The organism is Rhizobium sp. WYCCWR10014 (genome assembly GCF_001657485.1).
In the GTDB taxonomy this organism is placed as follows: Bacteria; Pseudomonadota; Alphaproteobacteria; order Rhizobiales; family Rhizobiaceae; genus Rhizobium.
Genome location: NZ_LXFU01000044.1, coordinates 19,840 through 36,451, shown reverse-complemented (window position 1 = coordinate 36,451; position 16,612 = coordinate 19,840). Strand labels below are relative to the sequence as shown.

The following is a 16,612-nucleotide window of genomic DNA, read 5'->3' as shown; positions in this document are numbered from 1 at the left end:
GGCCCGCATCCCCCGCGCTTGCCAGTTCATGTCGGAGATTGCCATGCAGATAGAAGCTGCGATTGCCCGCGCGCAAGGCACTAGCCTCAGCCTCGAAACCGTCGGTATCGAGGAGCCGAGGGATAACGAAATCCTCGTGAAGGTCGTGGCAACGGGTGCTTGCCATACCGATATCATCGTGCGTGATGGCATGCTGCCGACGCCGCTGCCGGTGGGACTTGGACATGAGGGGGGCCGGCATTGTCGAGAAAGTCGGCCGCGCCGTCTCGAAGGGGAAGGCCGGGGATAAGTCGTCATGACCTTCGATTCCTGCGGCCACTGCCCGAGTTGCCTGGATCACCACATCAGCTATTGCCAAGAATTTTTCCTGCGCAATTTCCTTGGTGCACGCACAGATGGCTCGAGCGCACTTTCGGCAGGCGGCGAGCGTATTCACGGCAACTTCTTCGGCCAATCATCCTTCGCCACTCACGCCATCTGCCATGAGCTGAATGTCCTGAAGGTACCGGATACGGCGCCGCTCGAATTGCTGGGACCGCTCGCCTGCGGTATCCAGGCCGGTGCGGGCGCAGTCATGAACGCGCTCAAGGTTTCGGTGGGCAAATCCTTCCGTATTCGGCTCGGGTCCGGTCGGCTTCTCCGCCCTGAGCCGCCAAGGTCGTCGGCGCGACAACCATCGTCGCGGCGGACATGAATGATGCGGCTGGCCATGACGCGCGAGCTCGGCGCCACTCACACGATCAATCCCGGCAAGGTGGATGCGACAGCCGAAATCAGGGCGATCACAAGCTACGGGTTGAATTTCGCGCTCGATACGACGGGGATTTCTAGCGTTATCCGCAGCGCGGTGCTGGCGCCGATGGGCGCCTGCGGCATTCTCGGCGCGTCGGCCATGGGCACCGTGATCAATCTGGACGAAGTGCACTTCATGAGCGGCGGGAGTTGCCAAAGGATAAGGCCGTCCACGTCATTCTCGATAACTACGCGACCCATAAACAGCCGAAGGTCCGCGCTTGGCTAGCCAGGGATCCGCGCTGGACATTCCACTTCGTCCCTACATCCTGTTCATGGCTGAGGGCCATCGAGGGCTTCTTTACGAACCTGACGCGCCGACGTCCGAAGTAAGGCGTCTTCCAGTCCGTCGTCGACCTCCGAGCTATCATTAACGCTTCGTCAAAGAGCATAACCAAAAACCAAAGCCCTTCATCTGGAGGGCAGATCCAGACGAGATCATTGCAGCGGTCAAACGTGGGCACCAAAGGTGGGATCAATCCACTAGCGCAAGAAACGCTGCCTCAGGGATAGGGCCGGCGACGGCATCGCAGTGCTTTCGCGTACCATCTCCTCGCATGTCGAGATGGTCGATGTGCTTCCTTGATTTGGCCACAGTCACCTTCGTAACGCTCAGACGGTCGGTGCTCGGCCTTTCCGCCCATTGATGGACTTCAGATGCGGCGATCATCTCTTTTTCAGCGACTTGCCATTTCGCGAAAGCTCTCATCGGCGATATCACGTTGTTTCATCGACGCCTGGATAAGGCGCTTGTTTGTGACGTCAGGCAGTCGCGTCGTTCACGGATTTCCATTGCGCCAATCCGATGATTGTAAGTGGAAAGGGCTGAACGTTTCGAATGCGAGAGAACGAAGCGATTTCGGATTGCTGTAAAGATCGATCAAGCATCACCCGTTCTCGCTTTCGAAGTGAACGTGAGAATTCTCCGCACGATTGTTCAGGGCCCTATTGGATTAATGTTCGACAGCGGGCATGGCATCTCGTTTTGCAGCGCCATACGAGCGCAGTTTGTCGGTGATGATACCGCTTTAGCGCCAGGCCATGTTTCTTCAGCAGTCTGACCAGCAATCGCTTGGCAGCTTTGATGTTTTCGGCCGCCGATAGAAATCACCACTCGTCCAGATGTCAGATATCCTTACGCGACGGGTTTTTTCTGCGCAACTGCCTGGCATAAGCTGTCCCGAGTTTGATGGTCTCCTATGAAAGGATCCCGTGATGAGGCCGACAATGCTGGTTCCAACAGCATTTCCTGACCATCCGCGGGCTCAAAGGGAACCGAAAATACAGCCAGATCGCACGGGTGATGATCTGCGGTGGAAAGCGGTGGTTCTTCTAGCTGAAGGAACGGGTCCTTATCCCCGCAATTATCTCGCCAACCGCTAAGCCGCAGACACATGACAACGCCTACACTTCCATTGCGGTCTTGATGTTCTTCGGTATTGGTCATCACCTCCGAGGTGAGGGTCTAATCTGTTCACCTAATTTGTTGGGGTTGTTAGCGAGAGCGGGAAAATCACCGGGCTCTTTGACAGGTTGGTAAGCGAACATAATCGCTTTAGACATTCCCACGGACCAACCACCGATCTTGCGATCGAAAGTTCGCCATACTTGTATTTAATACTTCAACGAACATAACCGTTCTGTTTATTTTGCAGAACCAAAATACAGAATCGCATTGGAGCGCGGCAATCATGTATGTCATAAAATATATTATTCTTTTGTATTGATCTAGGCCAAGGTGCCGTCTAGATGTGGCACACGAGCGGCCGGAGCGTGCCTCGGGCAGCGACAAAGGCCTAAATGACATCACCTAACATCCCGACGATGCGGACTTTCGTTGCGGTGAAGATCGTGCGACCCGAAGCGAAGGATGAAAAATGGCCGGATTCTTGAGAAAACTGCTGCCGAAACGGTTCCGCAAGGACGGCATCACCATTCCGGTTGTCCGGCTGCAGGGGCCGATCATCAGCGGCGGCGGCCAGTTCCGGCCGACCCTCAACCTTGCCAATGTCTCTCCGGTTCTGGAAAAAGCCTTCGCCATGAAGGACGCGCCGGCGGTCGCCATCTCCATCAATTCGCCGGGCGGCTCGCCCGTCCAGTCGCGCCTGATCTTCACCCGCATTCGCGAGCTTGCCCGCGAGAAGCAGAAGAAGGTTCTGGTCTTCGTCGAGGATGTCGCTGCCTCCGGCGGTTACATGATCGCGCTTGCCGGCGATGAGATCATTGCCGACGCCACCTCCATCGTCGGCTCGATCGGCGTCGTCTCCGGCGGTTTCGGTTTTCCCGAGCTCTTGAAGAAAATCGGCGTCGAGCGCCGCGTCTATACGGCGGGCGAAAACAAGGTGATCCTCGATCCTTTCCAGCCGGAAAAGGAAAAGGATATCGAGTACCTGAAGAGCCTGCAGCTCGAAATCCACCAGGTCTTCATCTCCATGGTGCGCGAACGTCGCGCCGGCAAGCTGAGGGACGATGCGACGGTGTTTTCCGGCCTGTTCTGGAGCGGCACGCGCGGCCTCGAGCTCGGCCTCATCGATGGCCTCGGCGACATGCGCCAGGAACTGAAAAGGCGCTACGGCCAGAAGACCAAACTGGAGCTCGTCACCGCCGGCCGCGGCCTGTTCGGCCGCCGTATTCCAGGTGTGTCGCCGGTCTCGCTTGAAGGTGCTGCATCCGGTCTCGCGACAGGGCTTGTCGAAGCGGCGGAAGAGAGAGCATTGTGGAGCCGCTTCGGGCTTTGAAGGGGTGCGGTGCCGGTCGTGACCTTGTCCTTGGCTCTTTTTCTGGAGGTGGCTCACGACAAGGTGTTGTCACGTTAAGTTTCTCTGGCTGGAAAGGTCAGCGGCTTGTGGATATTCAGGCGACACAGGCCGCAATTTTCCATGCATCGAAAGCTTCGAGCCGATGGTAGCGAATTGTTTGCGCGGCGCGGCGACGGGACGGAACTGAAAAGCAATTGCGGGTCGCTGAGTGCATGGAGACGAACCGTTGCAACGTGCCTGGTGATCGGTGGCCTTGCATGGTTCGTTCCCGTTTTCGAAACGGCAGATGGGTGTTCTCGGCCCGATTATTGAGGCCCTTGTGCGACCAATGGTCAAGGCCGGGTGCCACTTCCGCCTTTGCTGCACTGTAGGAGCGGAGCTTATCGGTGATGATCCGTTTGGGAGCAAAGCCATAGCGCTTCATTAACGCCACCAGCAGGCGCTTTGCTGCCCTTTTATCACGCCGCTTCTGCAATATCTCTTCGAGAACGGTGCCATGTTGATCGACCGCACGCCAGAGCCAGGATTTCTCTCCAGCGCATTTCACGACGACTTCGTCCAAATACCAAATATCGCCGGGGCGCGCCTGCCGCCGCCGCAAGTTGCGTGCGATCTGGGGTCCGAACTTGGCGATCCAGCGGCGGACTGTCTCGTATGACACGTCGATTCCACGCTCGAGCAGCATTTCCTCAACTTCACGCAGACTAAGGTTGAACCGCAAATAAGCCAGACCGCGTGAGCAATGATCTGCGGTGGAAAACGGTGACGCTTGAAGCTGATATCTGATGTCTGCATTGCCGAAAATTATGCGCAACCCGTTAGGCAGGCAACCGCAACCCAGTTAACGTGACAATACCCATTCAACCACTTCAAAGAGGTGTTTGGCGACGTCGCCCTCGAAGAACAGCGACTGACCGTCGGCCAGATGTTCGACTGGCTGCTCTCTGAAAAGCGCCTGCAAGCAGCTCGGCTCGGAGCCGAGAAGCGCTTGCCAACAGCGCTGGCAAATGCTGCTTCGAGCATAACACCGATCCTAGGTCGACCGCGCAAGGAGGTATCGTGCCCGATTACCGATCCGGAGATGGCGATCGTCAATCGTAGGAATCTCATCATCACCGATCTACCCGACGTAATCGGCGACATGCTGCGCCAGATGGGGCGCCGCCATACAACCAAACTCAGCCGCTAAGGCAAGACCAACGCGTTCACAAAGGATTGTCTAATGAATTATGGGAAAACAATCTTCCTACCGTTTTCTGCGGTCGGTTGTCTTGCTGCTGGCGCGAGCCAATCTATCGTTTAATTGCTAAGGTGCGTCAAAAGCGAGATTGATCGAAATCAAGCAGCCTTCCGATTTTTATGAGACATTTCTGCTTGAGCCTCATCTCGGATCTCTTGTGCCGGTTAGTTAAGGTTAGCACGCTTTGCGAAGCAGGTTGACGCTATCGACCAGAACGACATTGCCCCTGACTTCGACCCCCGACGGGGCGAGCGCCGCAAACGCGCGGGAAAGGGCTTCCGGCGCCAGTCCCAGTTTGCCGGCCAGGATTCTCTTCCGGTAAGGAAGGCGGAACGTGACCCGCGAGGTGATCGTCGAGGCGGGGCAGCGGCTCACAAGGTAGTTTGCCACCCGTTGCGCGGCTGTGAGCAATCGGTCTCCCGCAATACAATCCATCGCACCGAGCAGGTGCCTGACCATGATGCGCATGACATTCCGGTGTACGATCGGATGTTGGTCGGCGAATGCCTGCAAGTCCGCAAGCGCGAACAGCGCGACCTCGGCCCCGTCGGCGGACCGCGCGCTATAAGCGTAGGAGCCGCCCCCCGAGAGGAGATATTCCCCAAAGGTGTCGCCCGGCTCGCACACGCAGATATCCGCCTCGCGCCCGGTGGATTCCGATTTTGAAAGTCGGACAAACCCGTTCATGACGCAGTAGACGAACGACGCCTTCTGGCCCTCGGCTACGATCTTCTCGTCAGCAGCGAAGCTTCGAAGCTCAGCCATTGCCGTGAATTGCTCCACAGTCGCCTGATCCAAACCAGCGAACAGCTCAGACTGCAGAAGCACAGAATTTTTGGCAAGCATCCATCTTCCTTTCGTGTTTGGACCCAGTGTGTGGTTAGGGTTTTCGTTGATCGGTTTCGTCCTCGGCGAGGATTCGCCAGGCGGCGCCTTGAAGGTCGTCATACTGGCCGCTCTTCAGCGACCAAAGGAATGCCAGAAGTCCCATTCCTCCCATCAGCAGCGCGATCGGTATGAGATAGATCAACATGTTCATGCGGCTTTGACCTCCGCGCTCCTGCCGATCCCCCCTCGAATTTGCATATCTCGACGCTTGCCGAACGCGTTCAGACGCAGGGCGTTCGTCACGACGATGATCGACGATGTCGACATCGCCACCGCCGCTATGAGCGGTGTCGCCAATCCGGCGATGGCGATCGGCACCGCCAGAACGTTGTAACCGATGGCGAGAGCGAAGTTCTGCCGGATGAGGCTGGCGGATCTTCGCGCAACAGCGATTGCTTCCGGAACAGCGTCAAGGCGATCATTGAAGAAAACGAGGTCGGCGGCCTGTCTGCCGATATCGGATGCCGTGGCCGGCGCCATCGAGACATGCGCCGCTGCAAGTGCCGGGGCGTCGTTGATACCGTCGCCAACCATCAGCACGCGACGACCTCGGCCATTCAGCCTCTGGCATTCCTCGACCTTCTGTTTTGGCGTCAGAGAGCCAAAAGCCCTGTCGATACCGAGAGCATGCGCCGTGTTGTCGACGACGGTCTGCCTGTCGCCGGACACGATCAGCGTTTCAAGGCCGGCTGCACCGAGCCGGTCGATGGCCTCGCAAGCACCCGGACGAAGCGTGTCGTCGAAGAAGAAGCGGGCAAAATCGACGCCATTCTTCGACAAGACCACTTCCGAAAACGGACTATCGGCAGTCCGGGGCACGACGCTGGTTCCGCAGGCAAACGCCGTGTTGCCCAAACGATAGACATCCGCTCCATTCCTGGCCTCCAGTCCTCCGCCGGGGATTTCCGTGACGCTGTCGAAGGACATGGGGGCGGTTTTGGTCTCCCGAACCAGAGCCCGAGATAGAGGATGCCGTGAATGCGTGGCCAATCCACGGGCGATTGCGGTGGCGCTCTCGTCCATGGTGCCCACTCCGACAAGGCGCGGACTGCCCATCGTCAAGGTGCCCGTTTTGTCAAAGGCCACGGTGTCGGCCTCGGCCAGTCTTTCGAGTGCTGAACCATCCTTCACCATGATGCCTTTCCGGAAAAGCTCCCCCGCAGCGACGACCTGGACAACGGGCACGGCAAGACCCAACGCACATGGGCAGGTAATGATCAGCACCGCTACGGCGACCAGCATGGCCTGTTTCCAGTCTCCGCCCAGGAAGCCCCAGCCAAGGAAAGAGACCAACGCCAACAGATGCACGACCGGGGAATAGAGTGCGGCAGCGCGATCGGCGATCCTGCGATAGCGAGCCCTTCCGCCCTCGGCGGCTTCCATCAGGCCGATGATCTCGGAGAGAAGCGAATTCTTGGCAATTTTCGTTGCCCGCAGCACCAGCGAGCCGGTCAGATTCATTGCCCCAGAACTCACTTCGCTGTTGCTGGCAACGGCGACGGGGCTGCTTTCGCCGGTGACGATGGAGAGATCCACGTCGCTTTCTCCGCTGACGACTATGCCATCGACGGGAACCCTTTCGCCTGCGGCTATCGAGATTTCATCCCCCGCTGCGATCTCTTCTATCGCAATGTAATGTCGCGACCCGTCCGGATTGATCAGCAATGCTCCGCGCGGGGCCAGTCGTGCTAGTCCGTTGATCGCCGCCCGAGCCTTTTCCCGCATGACATGATCGAGGGTTCTGCCGATCAGCAGGAAGAAGAGCAGCGAGACCGAAGCGTCGAACCATGCATGCTCGCCGTGATGGACGGTCTCCCACAATGAAACGGCATAGGAGAGCGTCACGGCGAGCGAGATCGGAACGTCCATGTTGGTGCGCCCGTGCCGCAGCGCATTCCGGGCCGATTTGAAGAAGAAGCGCCCCGCATAAACCAGCGCGGGCGCTGCTATCATCGCCGAGATCCAATGAAACATGTCGCGCGTCGCGGCATCCGCGCCCGACCAGACCGATACCGAGAGCAACATGATGTTGGCGGCCGCAAAACCGGAAACGCCGATCGCGAGGAGAAGCTGATTTCTGGTCTTGTCGTTCTCGGGAGCTTGGGGCGTGAAGAGATGCGCGCGATATCCGGCCGAGTTGATCGCTGCGAGGATCTTGGACGGATCGGTTGCACGCGTCTCGACCTCCTCCTGGTAAACGCAGGTCACCCTTCGAGCTGTGAGATTGACTCGCGCTGTCTTGACGAAGGGAAGCGACAACAACGCCCTTTCGATAGTCGAAATGCAGCCGCCGCAGTGAACGTCGGGAACACTCAGGTCCAACTGACGCAATCCCTCGCCGAGCGGCTGGCTGACAAGGCGAACCTCTTCGGCACTGGATGATGTCGTGCTGAGGGCAAGCACGCTTTCTGCGTCCATGGTACAGCAGGTCATTGGCCTAACTCCGCGGTATCGATGCGTTTTGCCTCATGCATGACGACCACGCCGCCGTTTCGCGAGATGGCCTCGACGATCCAGTCACCTTCGGCTAGGCCATGCTCCGCTTCGAACCGCCCCGCGGCTGTCCTCCTGAGCGTAAGGTGGAAGTCCTCGTGGTCTCCGACGGGCCGTTTGAAATTCAGAACGACGTCGTCGACGATCGCAGGCGATCCGCTCTTGTCGTGAATGTCGTAGCGGATCTCGTGCCCCTTTATGGAGAGGTTGCCCTCGATGCCGGAAGCGGCCATTGCCTTCATCGCCGCCGCTTTGCGGTTGAACTCCTGACTGGCGACATAGGTGTTTTCCACGACCAGACCGCTCCAGCTGGAGGAGGCATAGAAGGCCATGGTGACGTTTACCGCGATCACCACGCCAAAGAATGCCGAGGTCGCAAGCAGCATGTGCAGGCCTGTAAAACCTTGAGCGGAGGTCTTCATTTGATGTCTCCCGGTGCATTGAACGCCGCGCGGTAGGTTGCCCGATCGGCATGATCGGTATCTTCGATAACGAACAGAAATTCATTGATCGCGGCTCCGGTAGGCTTGCGCGTGACGAAGACCTTGAGCGTCGTGGCCGCGTCGGGTTCGGCGTGGACTGTAAAGCCGCGAGCGTCTTCCTTGCCGAACTCGGGAATGCGCATCGTCGCCCCCTCCAGCCCGACCAGGCTTATGTTCACATCCCTCGGCGTCGGCACCATGTTCAGGACACGAAGCGTGTAGCCATTCCGCAGAGAGCCGTCGCTTTCCAGAACATATTGGGGGTTTCGGTCGTGAACGACGTTGAGTTCAAGGCGCTCCCGAAAGGCGAGATGGACGAGCATAGCCATGCCGACTGACGCCCAGGCGACCGCGTAAAAGACGGTTCTCGGACGAAAGATGATACGCCAGTCGAAGTGGCGGATCGCCGGAACGAAGGTCCCATCCTCGTTTCGAACCCTGGATGGCTGGATGGCCGTTCGTCCTTCGTCTGTGGCGAGCGACATGTTGGTCGAGTATTCGCTCAGCGTTGCATAGGCAATCAGGCCGCGAGGCTTTCCGAGCTTGTCCATGACACCGTCGCAGGCGTCGATGCAGAGAGCGCATGTGATGCACTCCATCTGCTGTCCATCGCGAATGTCGATTCCCATCGGACACACCGCCACGCAGGCATTGCAATCGACGCAATCCCCGACCGGCAGGCCCTTGACTTGAGCCTTCTTGGCGTGAAGCGACCGCTGCTCGCCCCGCCAGTCATTGTAGGTGACGACGAGAGAATTTTCATCGAGCATCGCACCCTGGATGCGTGGCCACGGGCACATGTAGGTGCACACCTGCTCTCGCATCAGACCGCCGAGCACATAGGTCGTTGCGGTAAGGATGGCGACGGTGGTGTAGGCGGCTGCAGGCGCGCGGCCGGTGAACAGGGCAACAAGCAGGCTCGGCGCGTCGGCAAAATAAAAGATCCACGCACCGCCCGTGACGACGCCGATCAGCAGCCAGATCGAATGTTTGACCACACGCTTCCTCAACTTGGCAAATCTCATGGGACCAGCGTCAAGCTTCATTCGCGCGTTTCGATCGCCTTCGATCGCACGTTCGACGACGAGAAAGAGATCAACCCAGACGGTCTGCGGGCAAGCGTAGCCGCACCATGCGCGGCCAACCGCGGAAGTGACGAGAAACAGGCCGAACCCCGCCATGACGAGGAGACCCGCTACATAATAAAACTCCTGAGGCCAGATTTCGATGAAGAAAAAGAAGAAGCGCCGTGAGGAAAGGTCGATGAGGATTGCCTGGTCAGGTGCGTAAGGACCGCGATCCCAGCGAATCCATGGCGCGAGATAGTAGATGCCGAGCGTAATCAGCATGACGATCCACTTGAACCGACGGAATCGTCCCTCTGCACGCTTGGGAAAAACCTTCTTCCGAGGTGCGTAGAGAGGCTGCCGGTTGCGACGGGCATTGACAGGCTCGACATTCAGCCGCTCGATGTTATCGGGATCTGGTGCGGTGTAGAGGTTCATGGGCCCTATCCGAGTTCACCCGCCCTTGTCCCATCTGCCGCGCATCCGTTCCTTGATGCAGATCAAGAAATGCCCAGATGCAATCTCGTCGGAAAGTGATCTTCCCGAAAACGAACAGGCCGCGCCCTGGACAGAAGGGCGCGGCCTGCAGGAGCCGCCGAGGAGAGGCACGGCTGGCACATCCTCGACGAGCTAAGGACTAACGGCCCGTCTGCTTGTGGTCCTTGACACCGGTCAAACTTAAGATCGAATTGGCGATCTTTGGCGGAACGTCCTGCTCGGGTGATGGGGGCATCGTCTTAGCGCGTTCCGATATGCGCGATCGGATGGCGGTGCGTGATGTGCCGTAGAGGCCGAGGATCGGATTGTGGTCATGATCTGCCATGGCTTTTCTCCTCACGTCCCGCCGCCAAGCGAATGCACGAAAATGGTAAGTTCCTTGACCGTCGTATCGCCGAGACGCCCTGCCCAGGCAGGCATGACGCCATGCTTGGGAGCGGCTACCTGACGGATGATCGCATCCTCGCCGCGTGCCTTCAGCCAGATCGCATCGGCGAGATCCGGCGCGCCCATTTCGGCTTTTCCTTTGGCGTCGTCGCCGTGACATGCTGCACAGTTATCGACGAAGACCTGTTTTCCGGCCTCTGCGAGACCGGGGTCCGACGGTGTGTTGGTCAGTCCCCAGACGTAGGCCGCGACCTGCCTTGTCTGGAGGGGATCCAGAACATCGGCAAAGGGCGGCATCTCGGAAGCGTGAGTGTCCGTATCCCCATCGAAGCGAATCCCATGGGCGATCGTCGCCTGGATGGCATCGAGGTCTCCGCCCCAAAGCCAATCGTCGTCGTTGAGGTTCGGAAATCCCGGGCCGCCGGTTGCTCCCGAGCCATGGCACGGCGCGCAGTTCACCTTGAATGCAGATGCGCCGCCAGCGACCGCGAATTCGCGAAGGGCAGAATCGGAATCGATCTCGTGCACCGTCTTGGCGGCGATCAGATCATGAAGAGTCGTCTGCGATGCCTTGGCCTGATCGAGGTTCTGCTGCAGCTCGGCGCGGCTGGAATAGCCCAGCATGCCCTTCGTGGCGTCGGTCATCATCGGGATCGCGGGATATGCGATCGCATAGCCCAACGCCCAGAGAATGGTGGCATAGAAGGTCCACACCCACCAGCGGGGCATCGGATTGTTGAGTTCGCGGATGCCGTCCCATTCATGTCCGGTCGTTTCGACGCCGCTCAATTCATCGATATGTTTTTCCGACATCTCAATCATCCTTCAAGGGAATATCGGCGGCCTCTTTCGCCGTTTGCTTGCTGCCTGGGCGAAGGGTGAAGACAACGACGCCGACGAAGAATGCCGCCATTGCCAGGAGGCCCCAGCTGTCGGCGAAGTGTCTCATTGCAGTATAGGTTTCCATGGATCACCTCATCGGTAGCCGGTCGCGTCGTCGTAGGTCGAGAAATCGACCAACGTTCCGAGCATCTGCAGGTAGGACACCAAGGCATCCATTTCGGTCAGCGCAGCAGGATCGCCGTCGAAATCGCCGGTCTTCGCCTTAGGATAGCGGGCAAGCAGGGCCGGCGTATCTGCGTTCGGATCGGCTTGGGCCTTCATGTCGGCTTCCGCGTTCGCCAGCATGTCGTCGTTATAAGGCACCCCCACATCCTCGTTGGCCTTCAGGTCCATTCCCACGTCCTTGACCGTCACCCTCTGCTCTTTGAGGAAGGCGTAACTCGGCATGATCGACTCCGGCACGACTGCCCGTGGATCCGCGAGATGCTGGACATGCCATTCGTTGGAGTAGCGGGCGCCGACACGGGCCAGATCCGGCCCGGTTCGCTTGGATCCCCACTGGAAAGGATGATCGTACATCGACTCGGCCGCGAGCGAGTAATGGCCGTAGCGTTCGACCTCGTCGCGGAACGGCCTGATCATCTGGCTGTGGCAGAGGTAGCAGCCTTCGCGGATGTAGATGTTCCGGCCGGCCAGCTCGAGCGGCGTATACGGCCGCATGCCTTCCACCTTTTCAATCGTGTTCTGCAGGTAGAACAGCGGTGCGATTTCGACGATGCCGCCGATGCTCACGACGAGCAGCGAGCCGACGAGAAGAAGCGTCGCGTTCTTCTCGAGGATCTGATGTTTATCTAGTATCGATGCCATGTCTCACCTCATTCGGCAGGCTGTGCTTGGGGCACGAAAGTGGTTGGGATTGCAGCTTCGTCGCGCAGATGGCCGCGGATCGTCATGAACACGTTCCAGGCCATGACGAGACCGCCCGCCAGGTAAAGCGTTCCGCCGACCGCGCGCAGCACGTAGTAGGGGAACATCGCCGCGACCGTCTCCGCGAAGGAGTAGACGAGGAAGCCCTGGGAATTGTATTCGCGCCACATCAGCCCCTGCTGGATGCCAGCAACCCAAAGCACGGCGGCGTAGACGACGATCCCGAGGGTTGCGAGCCAGAAGTGCCAGTTGACCATCCGCAGGCTGTAGAGACGCTCGCGTCCCCATAGCTTCGGCGTCAGGTAGTAGATCGCCCCGAAGGTGATCATTCCCACCCAACCGAGAGCGCCGGAATGCACGTGGCCGATCGTCCATTCGGTATAGTGGCTGAGCGAATTGACGGTTTTCACCGACATCATTGGGCCTTCGAAGGTAGACATCCCGTAAAAGGCGATGGCGACGATCATCATACGGATGATCGGATCGGTGCGGATCTTGTCCCAGGCGCCTGAAAGGGTCATGAGACCGTTGATCATGCCCCCCCAGGAGGGCATCCAGAGCATTATCGAGAAAACCATGCCGAGCGTCTGGGCCCAGTCGGGCAGCGCCGTGTAATGCAGATGATGCGGGCCGGCCCAGATGTACATGAAGATCAACGCCCAGAAGTGGATGATTGAGAGCCGGTATGAATAGACGGGTCGGTTGGCCTGCTTCGGCACGAAGTAGTACATCATGCCCAGGAAGCCGGCGGTGAGAAAGAAGCCGACGGCGTTGTGGCCGTACCACCATTGGGTCAGCGCGTCCTGGACGCCCGAGAAGACAGAATAGCTCTTGGAGCCAAGGAACGAGGCGGGAACCGCCAGGTTGTTGACCACGTGCAGCATCGCGATGGTGACGATGAAGCTGAGATAGAACCAGTTTGCCACGTAGATGTGCGGCTCTTTGCGCTTCAGGATCGTTCCAAGATACACGGCGAGATAGGCGACCCAGACGATGGTAAGCCAGAGGTCGACGTACCACTCGGGTTCGGCATATTCACGAGCCTGGGTGATTCCGAGAACATATCCGGTCGCAGCCATCACGATGAAAAGCTGGTAACCCCAGAATACGAACCAGGCCAGGCTGCCACCGAAAAGACGTGCGCGACAGGTGCGTTGCACCACGTAGAACGACGTCATGATCAGCGCATTGCCGCCGAAGGCGAAGATGACCGCCGATGTATGAACGGGCCGCAGCCTTCCGAAATTGAGATAGGGGGCGATGTTGAGGTCGGGATAGGCCAGTTGCAGCGCGATGACCACGCCAACCAGGAAGCCGACCACGCCCCAGAATACCGTGGCGATCAGGCCATACCGTATCACCTCGTCAAAATAGCCTGATATATCGACTTTCCGCCGTTGGCCTGCCGGCGAAAAATCAACGTTCCTGACCAGCAGGGCAGCACCCGCGAGCAGGCAGAAGCAGAGAATACCCATGTGGACTGCAAAGAGGTGGTCATGTGCGAATGCCGCTCCTAGCAGCGCCAGAAACGCCGCGACCGTAATCACCATCGTTTCCGTTGTGTAATTCATGATATCGTCCTCAGTGCACAGACGGCCGCTTTCCGGCCGGCTTTTTGGTACTTGCGCCAGGACTGTCATGAAGACGGTGCTGGCGTCTTGATCCAAGTCAAACTAGGCCAGCGTTTTCCCACTATGTGCGGGGTTGCTTCATTCGTGAAAGGGCTTGGACGCCAGTCTGATAGCTACGCTGAAACGACAAACACGAAGATGCACATCAGCACTTTTCGGAGGAACTGCACGCCGCAGCCGAGCGACCCAGATGCTTTTCTCGCTTGCGCAATCTCTGCAGGTCAGGGGGTGTAGGCCGGCGAGAGGACATGCGTGAAGTACGACGTCGAGCCGTCGCCAATGGAGCGATGCGCGGTCCATCTCGGACTATGTTTAGGCGGAGAGCAGGTGGGGCGTGACCTTCAACGTCAAGGCGGTGCTGTGATCATGTTCGCCTTCAGCCGGCGAGAGATGATGGCCGATCTGGTGAAGACACGCGGCCGCGGAAAACCCGCATCGGCTCTGTGGCTGCAGCTTATTTGTGAGGCGAATAGGGTCCTCGTCGACGGCTGTGCGGAGCCGTGCATTGAGCGGGAAAAAGATTGGGACCACACAAGCAGTGAAGGCCCCGCCAAGATGATCTCGAACTGTCGTAGGATCTAACGCTCTTATTCTGCGAGCATTGCAGGTGAGCTTTTCTCTCCGCCGGTTCGTTCATTGCGAGGTCTTTCGAACGCAGAGCGGCGTCGAGTGAATTCGAGCCTTAGGGCTTCAGTTATGCGATATCACGAGATTCACGCCGGCCGAGAAAACCCTGTTAATCCACGTTCGTTCACCTCGTGTACGACCCTTGAGACGGCACCCTGTTCTAGATCAAGGTGGTTCATCAACGCGGACTGCGCCCGGTCCGTTGCCACGCCTAATTCAGACATTGCGGCACTTAGTCTTCCGAGGCTTTTGACAAACGCGGGCCGAAGATCCGACGCGGTTATTTCCATTCGTAAAGGGTGAGTACAAAAACAAAATCGGTGGACGATTTTGCAAGCCTCACAATTGGCCGCTTCCTCGGCGATTTTTGCGAATATCGCTTCTGTCCTTAAGGCGAGTTCGTCAGGGGACAATTTGTCCGACACGCTCCAGCTCTCTGGCGCCTGCGGCCGCATTCGATTTAAGGCCGAAATGAGGGTCTCGCGTCCAACAACATAAAAATCCAACAGTGTATTTTCTGACATCGGTCTCGTGAAAAAACCTCTCTGAGGGATGTATTGGATCTTCCCTTCCGCCGCCAGCCGCTGAAGTGCTTCGCGTACTGGGGTTCGACCAATATCGAGCTTAGACGCCAGATCCTGTTCCCTGAGATGTTGGTCCGGCACACGGCCGTAACTGTGCAGCAATCGCCGAATAGCATCGTAGGCAATATCGGCCTTTGCAGGTTCTGGTTCAATGTCAAAATTTAAAGCGACCCCGCGACGTGGAGGCGCGTTCTTGCAACACCGCATTTGATAGTTTTCCTCTGTCGATGTCCTTTAAGGACTCTACAGGATCTTATTCGTTGATGTCGGGCGTCGTTCCGAATTCAAGGCTGAAAATATTTTGGCCCCCCTATACCGGCACGAGTTTTGGCCCGAGCGAGATTCGCCGGCCTGTATTACAGCCGCGGTTGGCTTTTATCACTTTCTCTCGCAGTTGAGTTCAATGCCATGCGCAAGAGGTCGCGGTCACGTTCTCCAGCTACAAGGCTGACCTTCATCTCTGGCCTGTCAATTCTGGCTTTGTATGTGTGCATGTTGTCACGTCGGTTCATCTGAGCCTCCCTTCGCTGACCGGGGTAGGCCCCCGTGCCGCGTGTTGAGCAGATCTAGACGGCGGCTCGCCACAGATCAATATATAAGGATAATATATTTTTTGATATTTTGGGGTTATCGCTCGAGCGCAAGTTTTTGTATTTTAGCTTTCTGAGGATGACTAAGTAAACGTATAATACTGTACGTATTAATCAAACACCTGCGGATGTTCGGTCACACGATTCTCAGTTGGCGAGTCGCAAAATCTTTAACTGGCCATGTTCGCTTACCAATCGCTCAAGCAGCCGGATAAGTTCCTCGTCTTGCTAGACACTTCCAACATTTTAGGTGGCTCGATTAGTTCCTCACCTCGGAGCCGATGGCGACGGGAGTGAATTTCTTCGAGAAAATCAAACAACATAGGAAACGCAATGGAAGTGTATCATCGCGGTTGTCAGGGTAAGGGATCAGGCACTTTCAAGCGCGTGGGTAACGAAGACTTTGGCTTAACGCCTTGGATCTCATGTATTTATCAACCTGTAGGTGGAGTTAATGCGCAAGACCGACAAGCTGACGCTGGTGATGCTTGATCGATCGGTGTCGCAAGCCATGCAGCGGCGGCGTATTCGCTGTTTGCCTTCTAGACGGCTCTCTTTAGCACGGAGATCGAAGGTAGAATTCCGACGTGCAGTTGGACAGAGCCGTAATTTCACAATCGCTGCGAGGTCTCGCGCCAACAGCCCGACCGCGGGGAACACCATATGAGTCGGTTCAAATCAGTCCCGCACGCCAGCAGTTCCTCATCACTTACATCCGATCCACAACCTCTTCCATCTTGGCCGCAACCGAACGAGCACTGCTGAACATCGAAAACTGCGAAACGCCGCCATAAATACGTGGCA

General features: G+C 57.7%; 16 protein-coding genes and 3 pseudogenes. 6 read left to right on the top strand and 13 right to left on the bottom strand.

Annotated features, from left to right (window positions below):
* Window positions 1-43 precede the first annotated feature (43 nt).
* The 4 genes and pseudogenes from A6U98_RS37805 to A6U98_RS36220 all read left to right on the top strand — a co-directional run.
* Window positions 44-289 (top strand): alcohol dehydrogenase catalytic domain-containing protein, encoded by a 246-nt coding sequence (locus A6U98_RS37805; RefSeq protein WP_245304564.1) that lies wholly within the window; start codon window positions 44-46, stop codon window positions 287-289.
* Between the two features lie 6 nt (window positions 290-295).
* Window positions 296-694: a hypothetical protein gene (locus A6U98_RS37800; protein ID WP_064653321.1), complete on the top strand. Its 399-nt coding sequence runs from the start codon at window positions 296-298 to the stop codon at window positions 692-694.
* A complete protein-coding gene (locus tag A6U98_RS37795) occupies window positions 695-1,021 on the top strand; it encodes a zinc-binding dehydrogenase (RefSeq protein ID WP_064653319.1) in 327 nt (108 codons plus the stop codon).
* Window positions 940-1,259: pseudogene (locus A6U98_RS36220) on the top strand (transposase); the annotation flags it as partial. The gene A6U98_RS37795 and the pseudogene A6U98_RS36220, both read left to right, overlap by 82 nt.
* A 295-nt stretch (window positions 1,260-1,554) precedes the next feature.
* Here A6U98_RS36220 and A6U98_RS37790 read toward each other — a convergent pair.
* A pseudogene (locus tag A6U98_RS37790) lies at window positions 1,555-2,112 on the bottom strand (DDE-type integrase/transposase/recombinase); the annotation flags it as partial.
* 557 nt (window positions 2,113-2,669) lie between these two features.
* On the opposite strand from A6U98_RS37790, the gene A6U98_RS23740 reads away from it, so the two are divergent.
* A complete protein-coding gene (locus A6U98_RS23740) occupies window positions 2,670-3,530 on the top strand; it encodes a S49 family peptidase (RefSeq protein WP_033181738.1) in 861 nt (286 codons plus the stop codon).
* A gap of 115 nt (window positions 3,531-3,645) precedes the next feature.
* Here A6U98_RS23740 and A6U98_RS23735 read toward each other — a convergent pair.
* Window positions 3,646-4,346 (bottom strand): annotated as a pseudogene (locus tag A6U98_RS23735) (IS6 family transposase).
* An 82-nt stretch (window positions 4,347-4,428) separates the two neighbouring features.
* Between A6U98_RS23735 and A6U98_RS23730 the strand changes: the two are divergent.
* Window positions 4,429-4,740: a hypothetical protein gene (locus A6U98_RS23730; RefSeq protein WP_064653315.1), complete on the top strand. Its 312-nt coding sequence runs from the start codon at window positions 4,429-4,431 to the stop codon at window positions 4,738-4,740.
* 225 nt (window positions 4,741-4,965) lie between these two features.
* Here A6U98_RS23730 and A6U98_RS23725 read toward each other — a convergent pair whose 3' ends face one another.
* The 11 genes from A6U98_RS23725 to A6U98_RS23670 form a co-directional block, all read right to left on the bottom strand.
* The gene (locus tag A6U98_RS23725; RefSeq protein ID WP_064653313.1) at window positions 4,966-5,637 is read right to left on the bottom strand and encodes a Crp/Fnr family transcriptional regulator; all 672 of its coding nucleotides are present in this window, start codon (window positions 5,635-5,637) and stop codon (window positions 4,966-4,968) included.
* Window positions 5,638-5,671: 34 nt separating this feature from the next.
* Window positions 5,672-5,830 carry a cbb3-type cytochrome oxidase assembly protein CcoS gene (ccoS, locus tag A6U98_RS23720; RefSeq protein WP_027681636.1) on the bottom strand — a complete coding sequence of 53 codons (159 nt, stop codon included), beginning with the start codon at window positions 5,828-5,830 and terminating at the stop codon, window positions 5,672-5,674.
* Window positions 5,827-8,112, bottom strand: coding sequence for a cation-translocating P-type ATPase (locus A6U98_RS23715; protein WP_064653311.1), 2,286 nt, complete (start codon window positions 8,110-8,112; stop codon window positions 5,827-5,829). Before A6U98_RS23715 ends, ccoS begins: the two co-directional genes overlap by 4 nt.
* Entirely contained in the window at window positions 8,109-8,594 is a 486-nt protein-coding gene (locus tag A6U98_RS23710; RefSeq protein WP_033183459.1) for a FixH family protein, read from the bottom strand. The genes A6U98_RS23715 and A6U98_RS23710 overlap by 4 nt, the downstream gene beginning before the upstream one ends.
* Window positions 8,591-10,159 carry a cytochrome c oxidase accessory protein CcoG gene (gene ccoG, locus A6U98_RS23705; protein WP_064653309.1) on the bottom strand — a complete coding sequence of 523 codons (1,569 nt, stop codon included), beginning with the start codon at window positions 10,157-10,159 and terminating at the stop codon, window positions 8,591-8,593. Before ccoG ends, A6U98_RS23710 begins: the two co-directional genes overlap by 4 nt.
* A 199-nt stretch (window positions 10,160-10,358) precedes the next feature.
* A complete protein-coding gene (locus tag A6U98_RS23700; protein ID WP_064653307.1) occupies window positions 10,359-10,544 on the bottom strand; it encodes a hypothetical protein in 186 nt (61 codons plus the stop codon).
* 11 nt (window positions 10,545-10,555) lie between these two features.
* Window positions 10,556-11,419 carry a cytochrome-c oxidase, cbb3-type subunit III gene (gene ccoP / locus A6U98_RS23695; protein WP_064653305.1) on the bottom strand — a complete coding sequence of 288 codons (864 nt, stop codon included), beginning with the start codon at window positions 11,417-11,419 and terminating at the stop codon, window positions 10,556-10,558.
* 1 nt (window position 11,420) lies between these two features.
* The gene (locus A6U98_RS23690; protein ID WP_017969139.1) at window positions 11,421-11,573 is read right to left on the bottom strand and encodes a CcoQ/FixQ family Cbb3-type cytochrome c oxidase assembly chaperone; all 153 of its coding nucleotides are present in this window, start codon (window positions 11,571-11,573) and stop codon (window positions 11,421-11,423) included.
* A gap of 8 nt (window positions 11,574-11,581) precedes the next feature.
* The gene (gene ccoO / locus A6U98_RS23685) at window positions 11,582-12,316 is read right to left on the bottom strand and encodes a cytochrome-c oxidase, cbb3-type subunit II (RefSeq protein WP_033183463.1); all 735 of its coding nucleotides are present in this window, start codon (window positions 12,314-12,316) and stop codon (window positions 11,582-11,584) included.
* A gap of 8 nt (window positions 12,317-12,324) precedes the next feature.
* The gene (gene ccoN, locus A6U98_RS23680; RefSeq protein WP_064653365.1) at window positions 12,325-13,947 is read right to left on the bottom strand and encodes a cytochrome-c oxidase, cbb3-type subunit I; all 1,623 of its coding nucleotides are present in this window, start codon (window positions 13,945-13,947) and stop codon (window positions 12,325-12,327) included.
* A 773-nt stretch (window positions 13,948-14,720) separates the two neighbouring features.
* Window positions 14,721-15,425 carry a GntR family transcriptional regulator gene (locus A6U98_RS23670; protein WP_064653302.1) on the bottom strand — a complete coding sequence of 235 codons (705 nt, stop codon included), beginning with the start codon at window positions 15,423-15,425 and terminating at the stop codon, window positions 14,721-14,723.
* Window positions 15,426-16,612 lie beyond the last annotated feature (1,187 nt).